Annotated in this window: 21 protein-coding genes and 1 tRNA gene; 13 read left to right on the top strand and 9 right to left on the bottom strand. The window is 63.0% G+C overall.

All coding sequences use genetic code 11. The annotated features are described in order from the left end of the window. Window positions 1-45 precede the first annotated feature (45 nt). The 3 genes from VB618_RS07540 to VB618_RS07530 all read left to right on the top strand — a co-directional run bounded on the left by VB618_RS07540 (window position 46) and on the right by VB618_RS07530 (window position 1089). On the top strand, window positions 46-225 hold the full coding sequence (locus VB618_RS07540; protein WP_329795975.1) for a YqaE/Pmp3 family membrane protein: 180 nt from the start codon (window positions 46-48) through the stop codon (window positions 223-225). Between the two features lie 125 nt (window positions 226-350). Beyond that, complete coding sequence (locus VB618_RS07535) at window positions 351-551, top strand: hypothetical protein (protein ID WP_329795974.1); 201 nt, start codon at window positions 351-353, stop codon at window positions 549-551. A gap of 205 nt (window positions 552-756) precedes the next feature. Beyond that, window positions 757-1089, top strand: coding sequence for a hypothetical protein (locus VB618_RS07530; RefSeq protein WP_329795973.1), 333 nt, complete (start codon window positions 757-759; stop codon window positions 1087-1089). A 323-nt stretch (window positions 1090-1412) separates the two neighbouring features. Here VB618_RS07530 and VB618_RS07525 read toward each other — a convergent pair. The 4 genes from VB618_RS07525 to VB618_RS07510 form a co-directional block, all read right to left on the bottom strand. After that, window positions 1413-1489, bottom strand: a tRNA-Arg gene (locus VB618_RS07525). A gap of 60 nt (window positions 1490-1549) precedes the next feature. Further along, a complete protein-coding gene (locus tag VB618_RS07520; protein ID WP_329795972.1) occupies window positions 1550-2314 on the bottom strand; it encodes a pseudouridine synthase in 765 nt (254 codons plus the stop codon). Then, window positions 2311-3225, bottom strand: a complete 915-nt coding sequence (locus VB618_RS07515; RefSeq protein ID WP_329795971.1) for a class I SAM-dependent methyltransferase — start codon at window positions 3223-3225, stop codon at window positions 2311-2313. Before VB618_RS07515 ends, VB618_RS07520 begins: the two co-directional genes overlap by 4 nt. Before the next feature lie 69 nt (window positions 3226-3294). After that, entirely contained in the window at window positions 3295-3633 is a 339-nt protein-coding gene (locus VB618_RS07510) for a hypothetical protein (RefSeq protein ID WP_329795970.1), read from the bottom strand. A 228-nt stretch (window positions 3634-3861) separates the two neighbouring features. Between VB618_RS07510 and VB618_RS07505 the strand changes: the two genes are divergently transcribed. Further along, window positions 3862-4146 (top strand): hypothetical protein, encoded by a 285-nt coding sequence (locus VB618_RS07505; RefSeq protein WP_329795969.1) that lies wholly within the window; start codon window positions 3862-3864, stop codon window positions 4144-4146. 16 nt (window positions 4147-4162) lie between these two features. Here VB618_RS07505 and VB618_RS07500 read toward each other — a convergent pair whose 3' ends face one another. After that, a complete protein-coding gene (locus tag VB618_RS07500; protein ID WP_329795968.1) occupies window positions 4163-5095 on the bottom strand; it encodes a DMT family transporter in 933 nt (310 codons plus the stop codon). A gap of 244 nt (window positions 5096-5339) precedes the next feature. Between VB618_RS07500 and VB618_RS07495 the strand changes: the two genes are divergently transcribed. The 4 genes from VB618_RS07495 to VB618_RS07480 all read left to right on the top strand — a co-directional run bounded on the left by VB618_RS07495 (window position 5340) and on the right by VB618_RS07480 (window position 9290). Beyond that, a complete protein-coding gene (locus VB618_RS07495; RefSeq protein WP_329795967.1) occupies window positions 5340-6575 on the top strand; it encodes an MFS transporter in 1236 nt (411 codons plus the stop codon). Between the two features lie 267 nt (window positions 6576-6842). After that, window positions 6843-7172, top strand: coding sequence for a septal ring lytic transglycosylase RlpA family protein (locus VB618_RS07490; RefSeq protein ID WP_329796159.1), 330 nt, complete (start codon window positions 6843-6845; stop codon window positions 7170-7172). Between the two features lie 149 nt (window positions 7173-7321). Further along, window positions 7322-8143 carry a hypothetical protein gene (locus tag VB618_RS07485; protein WP_329795966.1) on the top strand — a complete coding sequence of 274 codons (822 nt, stop codon included), beginning with the start codon at window positions 7322-7324 and terminating at the stop codon, window positions 8141-8143. Next, on the top strand, window positions 8136-9290 hold the full coding sequence (locus VB618_RS07480; RefSeq protein ID WP_329795965.1) for a thermonuclease family protein: 1155 nt from the start codon (window positions 8136-8138) through the stop codon (window positions 9288-9290). The genes VB618_RS07485 and VB618_RS07480 overlap by 8 nt, the downstream gene beginning before the upstream one ends. Before the next feature lie 50 nt (window positions 9291-9340). Here VB618_RS07480 and minE read toward each other — a convergent pair whose 3' ends face one another. The 3 genes from minE to minC are packed head-to-tail and all read right to left on the bottom strand — an operon-like array spanning window position 9341 to window position 11102. Then, window positions 9341-9604 (bottom strand): cell division topological specificity factor MinE, encoded by a 264-nt coding sequence (gene minE, locus VB618_RS07475; RefSeq protein ID WP_329795964.1) that lies wholly within the window; start codon window positions 9602-9604, stop codon window positions 9341-9343. After that, complete coding sequence (gene minD, locus VB618_RS07470; protein WP_329795963.1) at window positions 9601-10416, bottom strand: septum site-determining protein MinD; 816 nt, start codon at window positions 10414-10416, stop codon at window positions 9601-9603. Before minD ends, minE begins: the two co-directional genes overlap by 4 nt. 17 nt (window positions 10417-10433) lie before the next feature. Then, entirely contained in the window at window positions 10434-11102 is a 669-nt protein-coding gene (gene minC, locus VB618_RS07465) for a septum site-determining protein MinC (protein WP_329795962.1), read from the bottom strand. A gap of 510 nt (window positions 11103-11612) precedes the next feature. Between minC and VB618_RS07460 the strand changes: the two genes are divergently transcribed. Both VB618_RS07460 and VB618_RS07455 read left to right on the top strand, forming a co-directional pair. Beyond that, entirely contained in the window at window positions 11613-12704 is a 1092-nt protein-coding gene (locus tag VB618_RS07460; RefSeq protein WP_329795961.1) for a TAXI family TRAP transporter solute-binding subunit, read from the top strand. Between the two features lie 114 nt (window positions 12705-12818). Continuing rightward, a complete protein-coding gene (locus tag VB618_RS07455; protein WP_329795960.1) occupies window positions 12819-14303 on the top strand; it encodes a hypothetical protein in 1485 nt (494 codons plus the stop codon). Between the two features lie 28 nt (window positions 14304-14331). Here VB618_RS07455 and VB618_RS07450 read toward each other — a convergent pair whose 3' ends face one another. Next, on the bottom strand, window positions 14332-14589 hold the full coding sequence (locus VB618_RS07450; protein WP_329795959.1) for a hypothetical protein: 258 nt from the start codon (window positions 14587-14589) through the stop codon (window positions 14332-14334). 180 nt (window positions 14590-14769) lie between these two features. Here VB618_RS07450 and VB618_RS07445 point away from each other — a divergent pair, with 180 nt between their 5' ends. The 3 genes from VB618_RS07445 (at window position 14770) to VB618_RS07435 (ending at window position 16793) form a co-directional block, all read left to right on the top strand. Beyond that, window positions 14770-15369 (top strand): helix-turn-helix domain-containing protein, encoded by a 600-nt coding sequence (locus tag VB618_RS07445; protein ID WP_329795958.1) that lies wholly within the window; start codon window positions 14770-14772, stop codon window positions 15367-15369. Between the two features lie 10 nt (window positions 15370-15379). Beyond that, window positions 15380-15919 (top strand): GNAT family N-acetyltransferase, encoded by a 540-nt coding sequence (locus tag VB618_RS07440; RefSeq protein ID WP_329795957.1) that lies wholly within the window; start codon window positions 15380-15382, stop codon window positions 15917-15919. Between the two features lie 106 nt (window positions 15920-16025). After that, entirely contained in the window at window positions 16026-16793 is a 768-nt protein-coding gene (locus VB618_RS07435; RefSeq protein ID WP_329795956.1) for a sulfite exporter TauE/SafE family protein, read from the top strand. The last annotated feature ends 34 nt before the right edge of the window (window positions 16794-16827 follow it).

Here is a 16827-nt window from a genome sequence, read left to right as displayed (position 1 = left end):
AGGCGCGATCCCGTTCCACTCATGATCTCACCAAGACCTGAGCCCATGGGAAACCTGCTTCGCATCATCCTCGCCATTCTTCTGCCACCCGTCGGCGTGTTCTTCACCGTGGGCCTGGGCGGTCAGTTCTGGCTCAACATCCTGCTGACGATCCTGGGCTACATTCCCGGCATCGTCCACGCGGTCTGGATCATCGCGCGACGTAACCCTTCGCAATACCGCTGAGGCCCGGAGCTTATCCTAGTGCCGGAGCGCACACTGCAGGATGCGTCATCCGAACGGATCCTAGGTTGGATCGTTTGTCTCATGCAGGCTGCGAGATCCTTGCGCCTCGACGAGAGCAGGCTTTGATGACGATTTTCGATCCTATCTCCGGCCGTCAGATCACGATCGATCCCTTAGGCAAGCCGTACCGCTCGATCACGGGGCAGGATTGTTTCACTGCCAGGGAGCAACAGGCCCGTGCAGGCCAGACGTCCGGCGTAGGAACACGATCGAAGTCCTCTGACTTACCGACTCAGCGCCAGTTCCGTGAGCGCATCAAAGCCTGAGTCGTTGGAGGAGTTGCCACGTTAGGCATGGTTCGAATTTGAAATTTCTTTCCCTGAGAATCTGCGATCTCGTTGGCAGCCCATCATTCAGGAGCATAATCTGAACTCCCCTAAGCGTGTGAGGCAAGGTGCCGCGATGCGGCCATGGGTTGGAACCGCCTTAGTCATCGGACGTTACGTCGCGATTATCTAAGGAATTGAACCCATGAGAAAATTTGCTCTTCTGGTTGTTGCCACCCTTGGTTCTGGTCTCTTCGTCGGCACGCCTTCGATCGCTCAGCCGACCATTCAGTTCGGCATTGGCCCCGATGGTCGCCCTCAGATCGGCGTTCGCGATCCTCAGCAGGAGGAACGCGAGCGGCGCGAGCGCTGGCGTGAGCGTCGGGACGCCGAGCGTGCGTATGAGCAGGGACGGCGCGACGCTCGACGCAATGAGCGTCGCTACGGTGCTTATGAAGAGAGATGCCGGAATGTCACGATCGTGGAAGAGGATCGCTGGGGCGGCTCTGTAACGCGGCGGGTTCGCCGCTGCGATTGATCGTAATCAGACCCTCGCGTGGAGCCAATCTTCCGGCACATGCGAGGGTCCTTTCCTGACCATCAATTTGTCTGCCAAGGTTAGCCTGTAGTTAACCCTATCGCTCTTAAGGTCGAGGCTCCAAGGTGAAGGAGCCTCACGATGCGTATCCTCAAGAACTCGCTTGTCCTGCTTGTGTCGGCTTCCGTGCTCGGCCCATTCTTCGTCATCTCAGCCTACGCCACAACGATCCTGGCATCCGCCTTCATTGGTCAGTAGGCTCTTCGCCGTCTTGGGAAGTAGACCTCTCGCGCCTGACCTCTTGCTCTGCAGGAGCTGAGAAGTGGCGCACCCGACACGATTCGAACGTGTGACCTTTGCCTTCGGAGGGCAACGCTCTATCCAGCTGAGCTACGGGTGCTTGAGGCGGTGGGCCTTCACTTTCCCTACCCGATTACGGGCTTGAGGGCAACCTCTCCGCTCACGAGGCTTGGCCCGACGAGGATCCGGTCGGCGGAAGGATTAGCGCGAGGTCAGTCCCGCCGAGCAGCCGGAACTGTCCTGGCTCTAGATCCTCCGGCAGGTCCAGAGATCCGATCCGGTTTCGGTGCAGGACCGTGACATGGTTGCCCACGGCGGCGAACATGCGCCGGACCTGATGGTAGCGCCCTTCCGTGATTGTGACATGGGCGCTGGTCGGGGAGAGCACTTCCAGCTGCGCTGGCAGGAGCGGCTTATCCTCGCCTTCCAGCATCAGGGTTCCGGCCGCGAAAATCTCAGCCTCGTCCCCCCTCAGCGGCCGGTCGAGGGTCACGTGGTAGCGTTTGGAGATATTCGCGCGGGGCGAGATGATGCGGTGCAGGAGATTGCCGTCGTCGGTCATCAGCAGAAGCCCCGACGTCTCCTTGTCGAGACGCCCCACGGTCGAGAGGGCCGGATCCCGCCGGCGCCAGCGGTCGGGCAGCAGGCTATAGACCAGCGGTCCCGCCTCCTTGTGCGAGCAGGTAACCCCCAACGGCTTGTGCAGCATCAGGATGAGGCCCGGCGGCGGATCAAGGGGCTTGCCCTGGACCCGCATCCGTTCCGAAAGATCGCGGGTCACGGCTATACGCTGATCCGAATCCTCGATCACCTCCCCGTCCAGGGTCACAAGTCCGGCCCAGACGAGCTGCTGCACCTCACGACGGGAGCCATAGCCGAGATTGGCCAGGAGCCGGTCGAGGCGCAGGGTCGGTGCCTTGCTCATTTCATGGCCTCGTAGATCTTATAGCCTCCGGCCTCCGCCTTCAGGGTCACGCGCCGGAAGAGAGGCTTCAGAACCCCCTCATAGGGCAGATGCCGGTTGGCGACGAGCCAGAGCACGCCGCCGGGCCGCAGGGCCTCCGTTGCCCGGCGGATGAAGCTTTGTCCCAAGCTCTGGTCCTCGGCGCCGCCATCGTGGAACGGCGGGTTCATGACCACGAAGTTGAGCCCTGTGAGACCGGCACCGTTCCGGACATCGGCCCAGCGCATCTCGGCGCGCGAATCGGTGATGTTGCGCGCCGTCATCTCGACGGCGCGTCGGTCGATGTCGAGCATTGCCAGATGTTCGACCTTCGGAGAGGCCAGGATCGTGCGGGCGAGAACGCCGATGCCGCAGCCGAAATCCGCACCCCGGCCGCTGAACGCGGGCAGGTTCTGCTCCAGCAGCACGCTGCCGGGGTCGAGGCGGTTCCAGCTGAACACGCCGGGCCAGGTCCACAGGCCCAACGCCTCGTCCAGGCGCGGCCCGCCGTCATTCAGTGCCTCGTCGATGCCGGTCAGCCGCGAGGGCCGTTCACAGATGCAGATGCGGTGGTGCCGCCGGGAGGTCTCCGAGACTGCGCACCCAAATGCCATGAGTTCCTTGGCGATCCGCGAGCCGCCCTTGTCCTTGGGAGCCAGGATCGTCAAGGCACCGCCAGGGGCGAGCGCCCGCAGCGCCAGCGCGGTGGTGTAGCGCCGCTCCACGGTGCCGGGCGGCGCCAGAACGAGCATGTCGTTCAAGGTGCCTTCGGGCTGATCCTCGAGCTTTTCCGAACCAGGGATCAGGGGCGAGAACTGGGTAGCGCTGTCCGGTGCTTCGGCCAGTTCGGCCGGTGGCGTGCCATAGACGCCGCTTCGTGTTGTGGTGTGCAAACTGTTGGCCTGTCGGTGAACGAGAGCGTTCTAGTCCACAGCAGCCCGCGCGGCAAACCTCGAGGCCGTTCAGTATTTCAGGCGCAGCGCTCGAACCTCCTGCGTTCCACCCGCACAGGTAATACGGGCCCGGGGGCAGGCGGAGACATAGACCTGCGTCGGGCAATAGGTCTGCATGAAGCTCTCATCGATGGCGCAGGTGACATGCACGCGGTAGGCCTGTTGCGGAACGCCCGGCACGTCATGCAGCACCGAATAGCCGAGCCCTTGGTCCGCAAGCCTCGCGATGGGGCGCGTCATCTGAACCCGACTCGACTGCACGCCGACAACCGTCGTCGCGTCCGCCGCCAGAGCCGCCGGCCCCACCAAGCCTGTGGCGAATGCCATTCCCACCAAAAGCTGCTTCATGCTGCGCCTCATTGCATTGCCTCGCGTCCTGCCGCACCTGCTCATGCCGCAGGGGGAGGATTGTACGGGATTAATGCAAAGCTCAGCTTCGGGATCCATGCCGAGGATCTGCACGAAGGATTAACCACGCCTCAAGCTCCCCGGAGCCATCCGGCTTGTTTTAAGCAACCGGTAGGATTTTTGGCCCGATAAACACCGCCCGACAGGACGTGAACTGACCAGGATCCCATGCACCACATCCATCTCGCTGAGGGTATGCGGCTTCGCTTTCCGGCGCGCAGCGCCGATTTCGACCAGGGTGTCGAGATCGGCATCGTGGCGGCGCTGATGAGCCAGGATCTGACCGAATTCACCCGCAAGATCTCGCGCGACAACTTAGGACAAGTGCGTGCGCTGGTGGAGCAGTTCGGTTACCGGCTCGTCGAAGGCTCCGAGGACGCGGATTTCATCGAGGTCAACTTCCTCAGCCGGACGGCGCGCCCGCGCCTTCGCGTCGTCCACTCGAGGGCTTGACGCAGCGCCCGACCTTTCAGGCCGAAAACTTCTTCTCCATGGCCCGCACGCGCTCACGATAGGCCGTGTAGAGGCCGCTGAGCGCGATGATCCCAGCACCGGTGATCGTCCAGGCATCGGGAACCGACCCGAACACCAGATAGCCGAGGCTGCCGGCCCAGATGAGCTGGACATAGGAGAACGGCGCGATCATCGATGCATTGCCATGCCGGTAGGCAAGCACGATGAACCAGTGTCCGATGGCGAACAGCACGCCCATGCTTAAGCCCAGGCCGATCTCCGTCGTATCCGGCGTGACCCAGTTGAACGGCATCAGTGCGCTCAGCACGAGGGTGCCGACGAGAGCGGAATAGGCCAGTGTCGTGAACGCATGGTCGCCGACGATCTTTCGGGTCACGACGGCACCCACGGCCCAGCTTGAAGCAGCAATCATCGGCAGGAGCGCGGCGAACTGGAACGCTCCCGTTCCGGGCCGAACGACGATCATGACCCCGATAAATCCGACTACCGCTGCGCTCCAGCGTCGCCAGCCCACCGTCTCGCCGAGGAAGAGAACCGACAGGGCCATGATCAGGATGGGTGAGACGAAGAAGATGGCGGTTGCGTCGGCCACCGGTAGGTAGGGCAGGCTCTCGATGAACAGGAGCGAGGAGCCCACCATGCCGAGCCCCCTGAGCACCTGTAGCTTCGGACGCCTGGACCGCAGGAGCGCAGGCCCTCCCTTGAGGAGCGCGACAGGGAGGATAACCATCGCAAAGGTCGCATACCGCATCCACGCCACCTCTGGCGGCGGCAGGGTGGAGGCGAGCTGCTTGGTAATCACGTCTGCCACGGAGAACACGATGGTGGAGGCGATCAGGAACAGCACGCCCCGCAGCGGCGAGGAAGCCGGCGGGTTCGAGGGCTCCAGGGGAGGAGCGCTCGCCCGAGCGGCGGGAGAGGAGGTCATGACGCGCTCAAAAAATGAGGCTCGCGCGGGGGCCGCGACGAGCCTGAGGGTCTCAAGTCTGGAGGGTATTGCCCCCTCATACAATACTGTTCTCGCCGGCAGAGAAGTGCAAACTCGGCACATATCACATGCTTTGAGCGAATGGTTGACGTGAGAAACGCACCTACACTTGCGCCATGAGCATGAAATAACGGAAGTTCAGGGCTCTTATGCCTGGCCAGCCTGGCAGGCGCGGGAAGACCAGATGACGGATCATTCGCCGGAGAAACCGAGCCGCCTGATGAGCGGAACACCGGCCTTTCGCCGCCTGAACCTGGCGCTGTTTGCCGCCGGCTTTTCGACTTTCGCCATCCTCTACTGCGTTCAGCCCCTGCTGCCGGAATTCTCGCGGGAGTTCCACGTAAGCGCTGCCGTAAGCAGCCTGTCCCTCTCGCTCTCCACGGGCTTTCTCGCCGTGGCCATGCTGGTGGCCGGGTCCCTGTCGGAGGTCATAGGCCGCAAGCCCATCATGGTGGCCTCGCTCCTGCTCTCGGCCCTCCTGACCATCCTGTCCGCCCTGGCGCCCAACTGGATCAGCCTGCTCACCGCCCGTATTCTGATCGGGATCACCTTGAGCGGGTTGCCGGCCGTCGCCATGGCCTATGTCAGCGAGGAGGTCGATCCGAAATCCATCGGCCTCGCCATGGGACTCTTTATCGGCGGCAATGCTGTAGGCGGCATGTCCGGGCGGATCATCAGTGGCGTGCTGACGGATCTGGGCTCCTGGCGTCTCGCCATCGGGCTCATCGGCTGCATAGGTCTGGCGTCAGCTTTCGCCGCATGGCGAAGCCTGCCGGCCTCGGCCCATTTCCAACCGCGACGGGCTCGTCCAGTGGAGCTGCTGCGCTCCATGGGCGAGCACCTGCGGGATCCGGGGCTGCGTGCGCTGTTCGCCGAGGCGTTCCTGCTCATGGGCGGCTTCGTGACGCTCTACAACTATCTCGGCTACCGCCTGACCGAACCACCCTACTCTCTGAGCCAGAGCGCCATTGGGGCCGTTTTTGCAGCCTACCTCATCGGTACCTGGAGTTCGGCCTGGATCGGAGGCTTGGCCGACCGACTCGGACGCAAGCGGGTGCTCTGGGTCATGATCGTCATCATGCTGGCAGGCGTAGCGCTGACCCTCTTTGATCATCTTCTTCTGATTATTGCGGGGATCGTCACCGTGACGTTCGGGTTCTTCGGCGGCCATTCCGTTGCCAGCAGCTGGGTCGGCAGCCGGGCCGTGAGCGCGAAGGCACAGGCTTCGGCGCTCTACCTGTTCTGCTATTATCTCGGATCCAGCACTATTGGCACCCTGGGCGGCGTGTTCTGGGCCTGTGCGGCATGGCCCGGAGTTGCCGGCCTCGTTACCGCTCTGCTCGTGGCGGCTCTGGCTCTTGCCCTGTGGCTGACAACTCTTCCATCCAGCCACGTCAAACCGAACGCCGCGGATTCTTAGCACGTCAGTAATTGCTATGATCTCTTAGGATTAAGCAGATTTTATAGGCTATATCTACAAACTGTTATAATATAATTCTAAACGATAATCGGCCTGCCTGCACTGACTGAGGCTACAACAATCGATGTTCTATCATGTAGAACGTCTTATTGTTGCCCCATTAGCCTTCATTTTGCACACCCTACACAACAAACAAGGGAATGCATCGTGGATCAACGCAAGGTAACGCTCACACTCGCAAGCTTGTTCATCGCCGGAACGACTTTTATCTCTGCTCCTGTCGCACGGGCCGAACCCGCCAACGCCTCCGACAAGGTCATCCAGAGCGGGCCCGCCTCCTGGTATGGACCGGGCTTTCAGGGACGCAAGACCGCGAGTGGCGAAACCTTCAACACCAACGACATGACCGCCGCCCACCGCACCCTGCCCTTCGGCACAAAGGTGAAGGTGGTGAACAAGAAGACCGGCAAGTCGGTGGTGGTGCGCATCAACGATCGCGGCCCTTACGCCCATGGCCGTGTCATCGACCTCTCGAAAGCCTCCGCGCAGGCGCTTGGGATCTCGGGCGTGGGTTCCGTCACCCTGGCCCAGCTCTGACCAACGCTTTTTAACCGAATTCATTTCATCACCGAATTATTGCGATCCATCCTGGCCGGAGCTTCCGGCCAGGATTTTCATGGAACCCGGACGCCTTTCACCCGCTTTTCCCCCGTTACCTTTTCTCGAGAAGAGGCCTTTGGAAACGCATGAAGATCGGCTGGCCGCTCGTAACGAAATCCGCTCTCCTGACCCTGCTGATGGCTGTGGGTCCCATGGCAGCGGCGCAGACAGGACGCCCCTGGGTCGACCCTCCGGCGGGGGGTGCAACGGCGCCGTCCCCAGCGCCCCAGCCTCCGGCGCCCGAACCCGTCAGACCGGCTCCTCCCGCGGCCTCGCCGCAGGCGGCTTCGCCAGCGCCTGCGACACCGCCGACGCAAGCGGCTCAACCGCAGACCCCCATCGTCCGTCCGGATGTGCCGGCGACCCGCCAGGCGCAGCAGCCTGAGGCGGTTCCGTCCGCTCCTTCACCTGCCACCCCGCCGCCTGCGACGACCGCTCAGCCCAGGCAGGATCCCGCAGGCGAGAAGCGGGAGGCCCGGGCCGCCACGGCCAAACGATTCGCCGTCGACTACCTCACATCATGGTCGGCCCCAAATGATTCTGCTCTCGAATCGACAGCCGCCTTCTATGCGCCGCGCGTGCTCTTTCACGGGCGCGAGGTGACGATGAAGCGGCTGTTCGATGAAAAGCGCCGTTTCGTGCGGCGCTGGCCGGCGCGGGACTATCGTCCGCGCGAGGATGGGGTCGGCACGGTGTGCAATCCGGCAGGCGAGATCTGCACGGTGCATGCGGTGTTCGATTTCACGGCGTCCCACCCCAGGCGTCGGCGGGCCTCACAGGGCACGGGCGCCCTGCAGCTCGTTGTCCACTTCATCGGCGACAGACCCGTTATCGTGGCGGAGCACAGCACGCTGCTCGGTCAGGAGCGCAAGCGAAATCTTGCCCTGGAGGGTGCCTCGAATGATTGACGAAACCACCACCCATGATCCTTCCGTAGATCCACGCCGCAACTGGACCCAGATGCGTGAGAGAATGCGCGAAGCGATTCGCGCAGAACTCGACACCATCAGCCCGACCGATGACGCCCGCCGCGCGCTGGAACTCATTATTGAATCCTCGTTGCGCCCATCGGAGGTGGATGGAGCACTGAAACTCACCGTCATCGATCAGGATGGCAAGCCTCGGGTGATCGAAAAGGACGGGCAGCAGAGGGAGTTCACCCTTCAGGATCTCCTGGAAGAGCTTCGGGGCAGGTATGGGGTGCTGTTCAGATCGGCGCAGCCCGATGCGACCGCCCGTGTTCAAACGGAGCAACGTCCCGAAAAGCGTGAGAAGCCGCAGCGGGACTGGCTCAAACTGCAGGGCGACGCGCCGAAGCCCGAAGCCGAAGCTCCTTCATTACCGGCAGAGCCCGCTCCCCTTCAGAATCCCCGACCCGGGAAGCTGCGCATTCACGAATGGTCCCGCAACACGTTAAGCAGCCTCAAGAATCCTCTTGCGCCAAAGTCCGGCTCGCGAGCCGAACCCGGAAAACAACCGGCCCCGTTGGCAGCCGAGCATGAGCAGACCGTCTTTGGCGGGATGCACACGCGCTCCTGGCTGCGCCCAGGCCTTGCACTCGGGGCCGTTGCGGTTCTCGCCCTTCTCGGCGTCGGCGCCTTCCTGTTTCAGGGCGACAATGCACCCGCTCCTCAGGCCAGTGCGGCAACGCCTGCTGTGGCCAGCACTGAAACGGCGAGCCCTCTCCAGGATCCCGAGCCGTCGACCACCGGCTCGACGGCATCGTCGGCCTCGCTTCGCGGCGTGCCGGACGTAATCGATACGGCCACCCTGTCGCTGAAGGGAGAGGTGGTGCGTCTGTTCGGCGTCGAATGGGCACCCGGCGGCGGCAAGCCGGAGGACCTGACCGGCTATCTCAACGGCCGCGAGGTGGCCTGCGAGCCGGCCGGCTCGAACGATGTCTACCGGTGCCAAGTTGGCAACCAGGATCTGTCGCGGGTCGTGCTGTTCAATGGTGGCGGGCGTCCGACCAACGATGCGACGCCGGAGCTGAAGGCCGCAGCCGACAAGGCCCGTGAAGCCAAGATCGGTGTCTGGGGCAAGCCGCAGCCATAAAAAAGCGGCCCCGCATGACCGGGGCCGCTCACTTCGACAGGATGATGATATCAGGCGCGCGCTGCGACCGGAGCAGGGATCTCGATCTCGATCTCGAGCGTCGAGATGTCCGCATCGCGGTTCATCTTCACCTGAACGTTGTCCTGATCCACCATCACGTGGCGGCGGACGACGGCCAGGATCTCCTCCCGCAGCTGGGCGACAAGATCGGGCTTGCCTCCGACGACGCCGCGCTCATGCGCCAGCAGGATCTGCAGGCGCTCCCGCGCCACGGGCGCGGAGGTGCGCCGGTTGAAGAAGCTCAGGAGATTCATGCAGCCCTCCGTCCGAACAATTTGCCGAACAGGCCCTTCTTGTCGGTCGGGATGGTGAGTTCGACGGTTTCGCCCTTGAGCCGGCGCGCGGCATCGAAATAGGCCCGGCCCGGCGCGCTGGCAGGATTGTTGAGCGTCACCGGCGAGCCGACGTTCGACGCCCGCAGAACCTCCTCGCTCTCGGGGATGATGCCGATGAGCGGAATGGAGAGGATTTCCAGCACGTCTTCCACTTTGAGCATCTCGCCGCGCTCGGCGCGAACGGGGTCGTAGCGGGTGAGCAGCAGGTGCTTCTCGATGCGCCCACCCTTCTCGGCCAGCTCCGTCTTGGAATCGAGGAGGCCGATGATGCGGTCCGAGTCGCGCACGGAAGACACTTCCGGGTTGGTCACGACCACGGCCACATCCGCATGGCGCATGGCCATCGTGGCGCCGCGCTCGATGCCGGCCGGACTGTCGCAGATGATCCAGTCGAATTTCTGGCGCAGCTCGTCGAGAACGCGAGCGACGCCCTCTTCCGTCAGCGCGTCCTTGTCGCGGGTCTGCGAGGCGGGAAGCAGCGACAGGTTCTCAAGCCGCTTGTCGCGGATGAGCGCCTGATTGAGCTTCGCATCGCCCTGCACCACGTTGATGAGATCGAACACCACGCGGCGCTCAGCTCCCATCACGAGATCCAGATTGCGCAGGCCGACGTCGAAGTCGATGACCACGACCTTGTCGCCGCCATGCGCCAGCGCCGCGCCCAGAGCCGCCGAAGACGTTGTCTTGCCAACGCCACCCTTGCCTGAAGTTACGACCAAGACTTTGGCCATTGTCGTCTCTCTTTCTTTCAATCCATTGTTTTCAGGATGATGGAATCGCCATCCAGGTTCACTTGCACGGGCTGCCCGGAGAACTTGCCCCCGAGATCGTCAGCGGTCTTGTAGAGGCCATCGATTGCAATCAATTCGGCTTCGAACTTGCGGCAGAAGATGCGGGCCTTGCCGTTGCCCGTGCATCCGGCAATGGCCCGGCCGCGTAAGGAGCCGTAGACATGAATCGAACCGCCTGCGACGATCTCCGAGCCCGAGGCGACGGAGCCCAGAACCGTCACATCGCCTTCCGGGTGCAGGATCGACTGGCCCGAGCGCACGGAGCCCTCGATGAGGAGCGACTTCTCCGGCACGGGCGCATCGCCGAAGGGCGAGCCCGCTGCGGCCATGGCCGCGTTGGCCGCATCCGGCACGTCGATGTCGCCCGTGGGCTTTCCGCCGCTGATCTGCGGCGGCATGTCGGCATCGACATTTTCAGGCGCGGCGCCCTCCAGCCCGATGACGCGGATGTTGCGCATCTTGAAGGCCGCCAGCAGGAACTTCAGCTCGGATTTCGACGGCTTCAGGGAGGATACGTCGGCAATGACGGGACGCCCGGTGAAAAATCCGGGGGAGCGCTCGGAAACGGCATCGAGATCCTCGAGCCAGTCCCTCAGCGGCACTTCGGGCACGAGGACCAGGGCCATGAAGGACCTGCCGCGGAAGCGAAGAGACGGACGATTTCGAACGGCAATGGTCACGGGAGTTCAGATTCCTTTAATGCCGTATGATTTCGACCGCTTATGGTTAACGGACGGTTAAAGGAGGCGCCGGGCGCTCATAAATTTCTTAATGCCGCAGCCGATCCGGCGCGAAGGCCCATTCATGAACCGAAATGGACGATAAGAAATTCAGCTCCCACAAGGAATATAAAGATAAAACCTATCTCTTTTTGATTATTCTCTATCTCTTCATGAGTACTAATCCGGACGCAAAGCACAATTGACCATGGGTTTCACAAGCATACGATGACCGTTCTTTCGTTTTGTTTTTTCATCGTCTCACTTTTATTCAATTCATAAGCCCTGGAAAACGAAACGATCGAATCGACAAACAGCCACAAGGCACCTCCGGGGAGGACAAGAATGTCGGGTCGAGTTTCGCTTTTCTCTTCCATACGCCATCGTTTCAGTCATTCATTTGCCCGGGCGGCAGCTGTGACGGCCTTCCTCATATCCGGCATGGTGGCCGTGTCAGCCCAGACCTCGCCGGCCTTCAACCCGTCCCGCGCCAATTCTGGCACGCTCGGGGTGATCTCCGGCGGCGCGGACGGCACCTACATTCGCATCGCGGCGGACCTCGCCAACGTGCTCGATGGCGAGGAGCTGCGCGTGCTGCCGATGATCGGCCGCGGCTCACTGCAGAATCTTCGTGACATCATGTTCCTGCGCGGCGTCGACATCGGCATCGTGCAGATGGATGCCCGCGAGCAGCTCAAAGCAGAGAAGCTTCAGGAGAACGCCGTTCGCCGCCTGCGTTTCATCACCCGCCTCTACAACGAGGAGGTCCATATCATCGCCAGCCGGCAGATCACGGACATCCGGCAGCTCGACGGCCAGAAGGTCAACATCGACAAGGCCGGCAGCGGCACCAACCTGACCTCGCGCCTCATCTTCGACAAGCTCGGCATCAAGCCCGAGGTCACGACCTTCGATCAGGCCTCGTCCTATGCGAAGCTCAAGTCCGGCGAGATCCAGGCTGCCGTCTACGTAGCCGGGCGGCCGGTACGCGCCATTGCGGAATTCCAGACCGACGGACGCTTCCATCTTCTGCCGATTCCGTTCGAGGGCGAGATTGCCGAGAGCTACTTCCCGGCACGCTTTGCAAACTCCGACTATCCCCAACTTGTCGACACGGCCAAGCCGGTCGAGACCCTGGCGGTCGGCAGCTTGCTCGCGGTGTTCAACTGGCCCGAGAACTCCGACCGCTACAACCGCGTGAAGCGTTTCGTGGACGCGTTCTTTTCCCGGTTCGACGAGTTCCTGCAGCCCGGACGGCATCCGAAATGGAAGGAGGTCAATCTCGCGGCCGACGTGCCCGGCTGGGAGCGCGTCAAGCCGGCGCAGGATTGGCTGGATCGTGCCGTTGCTGCCCGCAATCCCTCCCCGCAGGTCCAGAGCTTTGAGTTCTTCATGAACAACCGGGGGATCAACGTCTCGGCACAGGAACGCGAAGTTCTGTTCCGCGAGTTTCTGGCATGGCAGGGCGACCGGGAGAGAGCGCTTCGGAGAGCGACCCGGCAGGATTGACATCGCAGGCAGGACCCGAAGCCGAAGGCTGCTCCTCAAGCCTTCGGCGATCATAGAAGGAGGTCCGACGTGATTGGGTACAGATCATTTCAATCGAGACATTTCATTCCTGAATTGCTGACCACAACCTTTCTTGGCCTCTCGCTCGTCCTTCCCGCAGCCGCACAGACGCCCCCTCGCATTGATCCCGATGCGGAGCTGGCGGGCAGCCCACTGGACAGCGGCCTTGCGCGGAAGGATCTGGGAAAGCTTCTGCCGCTTCTGCTGACCTCACAGGATCGGCGTCAGCTTGCGGCGGATCTCGAAGCTTCGATCCGCAAGGGTGACCTGAAGGCGGCCGAGACCAGCCTCAACACAGCCATCGAGGTTGGCACCCTTGCCATCGTTCTCTCCGACCACGTGAGCAATCCGGACTTGCTCAAAGCATTGCAGGATCTCAACGTTCAAGCTTCTGTCCATCCATCATCCCTGATGCAATCTCCTGCGGCGGCCCTGCCAGGGGCCTGCACGACAACGGCTGACATCAGCAGTGCCAACTTGGCCGAACTGCAGGAGGCTCTCGAGCAGGAGCGATCCTACGGCGGCATGATCTCACAGACCATGACGGCCCTGATGCAGGAGCACAACGCTCTGGCTGCTCGGGTGGAGTCGGACACAGCCTCTCGGGATATAAAGTCTGCCGAGATGCAGCACGCTCTGCGACGCGAGCAGGAGCGCAGCGAAACGTTCCGGCAGGAACTGCAAAGGCTTACGGACGAGTACCGAACCTTGCAGGCCGCGAAGGAGCAGGCCTCCGTTCCTGCAGACATCGCCGCGTCGGACGATCGCCTGCGGCAGGAGCGTGAGCAGAATGATCTGATGGCGCGTCAGCTCGCGGCCGCTCTCAAAGATTTGCGCGAGCTGAAGGCTCTCAAGGACGAGAGCGCGGCCTCGGCAGCTGCCCGGGCGGCCGACCTGGAAAAGGCTCTCGCACGCGTCCAGATGCGGGACGATGTTCTGATGCAGGAGCTGGCCGCCGCAACAGATGAACTGCGGGCCTTCAAGGAGCCCCGTCAGCCCGGTCCCGCTCCTGTGATGTTCCGGCTTGCGGCAACAGGCGCGCAGCCTCCCCTGGCTTCGCCGCAGCCGGAGCCTGTTCCAACACCGGCAGCTCAGGCGGCGAAACCTTTGCCTCCCGAAAGCCTGCCGACAGCGCCGGACGCCACTTCGGCACTGCCCGTCAGGGCTCCCACTCCAGTCGTCGTCGCGGCCTTGCCGGACAGCATCCAGCCATTGCCCATGACGAGCGCGCCACCGCTCAGGGGCGAACCCTTGGTCACGGCCGAACCCGCAAAGGCAGACGACCGGCTCGTCTCCCGCGCCGGGGAGCTCCTCCGCACGGGCGACGTGAGCGGCGCGCGTCTTCTTCTGGAGCGTGCGCTTGCGAGCGGCAATGCCCGTGCGGCCTTCCAGCTGGCTGAAACCTTCGATCCCAACGTGCTCTCGAAGCTCGGTACGATGGGGATCAGGGGTGACGCGGCGAAGGCGCGGGAATTCTACACGCAGGCACAGGCCCTGGGCATGGCTCAGGCCCGGGAACGGCTGGAGGCTTTGCGATAGTGGACGAAGGCGGGGAGGTACCCGAACCTTAGAACGGCACCCACTCGCCGCCCTCAGTGAGCGAATCCACGGCACGCTCCAGGGCGGTCCCGGCATCGAGCAGTTGCTGCGCTGTCTGCTGGATCTGCAAGGGAGGGCCGGGCAGAATGGCCACGTGCTCCGTTAGCTCTCGAACCCGCTCGATGAGTTCGATCAGATCGGCGGCGAGCGCAGCCCTCTCCTCTGCCTCAGCGGCAACGGACCGGCCCGGCTTCAGGCGGGGGGCGAGAGGGATCACGTTCGACATAGGTTGAAAATCTTCTTTTGTTCTGCCGAGGGCAATGGACTGCCCCTGCGTGATCCACAGCAAACCGCAGCCATAGGGGCCGCCAAGCTTCTTGGCGAGCCCTTTCTTTCGGAATTTACCACTCCGGAACGCCCCTCCTCGCGCCTTGACTCCAATATATTGGAGAGCCATTCTATTTTTATGGAAAGTTCGTCAGCCTTAGCCATGCATCTTGCCACGCGCCTGCGCGATCTCCGAGCGGGAGCCGGCATGACGCTCGATGGCCTCGCGGAGCGCACCGGCGTCAGCCGTTCCATGATCTCCCTGATCGAACGCGGCGAAAGCAGCCCGACAGCGGCTGTTCTCGACAAGCTTGCTGCGGGCCTCGGCGTGACCCTGGCGTCCCTCTTCGCGGAACAGAAGAGCGCAGCTGCCTCTCCCCTGTCGCGCAGGGCGGACCAGCAGGTCTGGCGCGACCCGGAAAGCGGCTATATGCGGCGCAACCTGTCCGCGCCGCGCTTCCCCTCCTCGATCGAGCTGGTGGAGGTGGTGCTCCCGCCCGGCGCGCGGGTGGCCTATGACACCGGCCACCGAGCCGCGACCGTTCATCAGCAGATCTGGATCATCGAAGGCGCCATTGAGCTCACACTCGGTGAGGAGACCTATCGCCTCGGTACCGGCGACTGCCTCTCCATGCGGCTCGACCAGCTGACCCTTTTCCGCAACCTGACCGATGCCCCTGCCCGTTACGTGGTAGCCCTCGCCACCGATCCACGCGCCGGTTCCACCCCTTACCAATGAGACAGAGTCTATGAGAGAACCCGTCACCATCCGGTCGCTCACCCCGCAGGAGGCTAGAGAACAGATCGGCGCCCTGTCGGCCGTGCTGATCGATTGCGTCGAAGGCGGCGCCTCGGTCAGCTTCATGTCGCCCCTGACCCGGGAAAGGGCCGACGCCTTCTGGCAGGGGGTTGCCGAGGGCGCCGCTGCTGGAGAGCGGATCCTCCTTGTCGCACAGGACCCAGCCACCGGCATGGTCATCGGCACTGTCCAAGTCATCCTCAAACAGCCGGAGAACCAGCCTCACCGCGCCGACATCGCCAAGATGCTCGTACACAGCCAGGCCCGGAGGCAGGGCGTCGGCGGCGCCCTGATGCGTGTAGCCGAAGAAGCAGCCGCAAGAGCCGGCAAGACCGTGCTCGTGCTCGACACGGTGACCGGCGGCGATGCGGAGCGCTTGTATGAGCGGGTCGGCTGGGTGAAGTCGGGTGTCATCCCGAACTATGCCCTCTGGCCGAAGGGCGGGTTCTGCGACACGACCGTGTTCTACAAGCAGATTTCCGCCGCTTGATCCTGCCCCTTTGACGAGGGCTTCGATTGCGCTCGCCGGGCGTCCGTCCTATGGCTGACACCTCGAAACATTCTGCCCTCCTATCTACACCACCAGACTGATCATCATGGAATTGTCCACTGCGGCGCTGCTGGCCGCCTCGGGCCTTGCGGCCGGCCTCGTCAACGCCATTGCGGGCGGCGGCACCTTCTTCACCTTTTCGGCTCTCGTCGCTGCCGGTCTTCCCCCCATTGTTGCCAATGCGACCAGCGCCGTGGCCGTCACGCCGGCCAATCTCTCAAGCGCCTGGGCCTACCGGCGGGAGCTTGCGGCCAATGCCCGGCGCTTCGCGGCCCTGGGCGTCGTCAGCCTCATCGGCGGCCTGGGTGGCGCCTATATTCTTACCGTCACGAACAACGATGCCTTCCGGCAGCTCGTGCCGTGGCTGCTGCTCTTCGCAACCCTGCTTTTTGCCGCAAGTCCGAAGATCGTTGCGCTCGCGCGCGCCATCGGCAAACAGGAAGGCCATCATCCCTCCACGAAGGCCTGGGCCGCCGGCCTCGCGTTCCAGACGGGTGTCGCCGTCTATGGGGGCTTCTTTGGCGCGGGCATGGGCATTGTCATGCTGGCGGCGCTCGCCATTACCGAGGGCGACGACTTCCATCTGATCAACTCCGCCAAGCATCTCTGCTCCACGCTGATCCAGCTCGTGGCCGTTATCCTGTTCATCGCAGCGGGTCTCGTGAGCTGGCCGGAGATGATCATCGTCGGCGCAGCCTCCGTGATCGGCGGTTATCTCGGTGTGGTCTTCGGCCGGCGTCTGCCGGCGAGCAGCATCCGCTGGCTCGTGATCGCGGTCGGCGCAGCACTGACACTGTATTTCTTTATCCGTTGAATTCGATAACCATATTCGAAATAGCGCGATCTCA

Origin of the sequence: Microvirga sp. CF3062 (genome assembly GCF_036314045.1) — a bacterium.
Classification (GTDB): Bacteria; Pseudomonadota; Alphaproteobacteria; order Rhizobiales; family Beijerinckiaceae; genus Microvirga.
The sequence above is the reverse complement of the archived record's forward strand: the minus strand, read 5'-3'. Positions and strand labels throughout refer to the sequence as shown.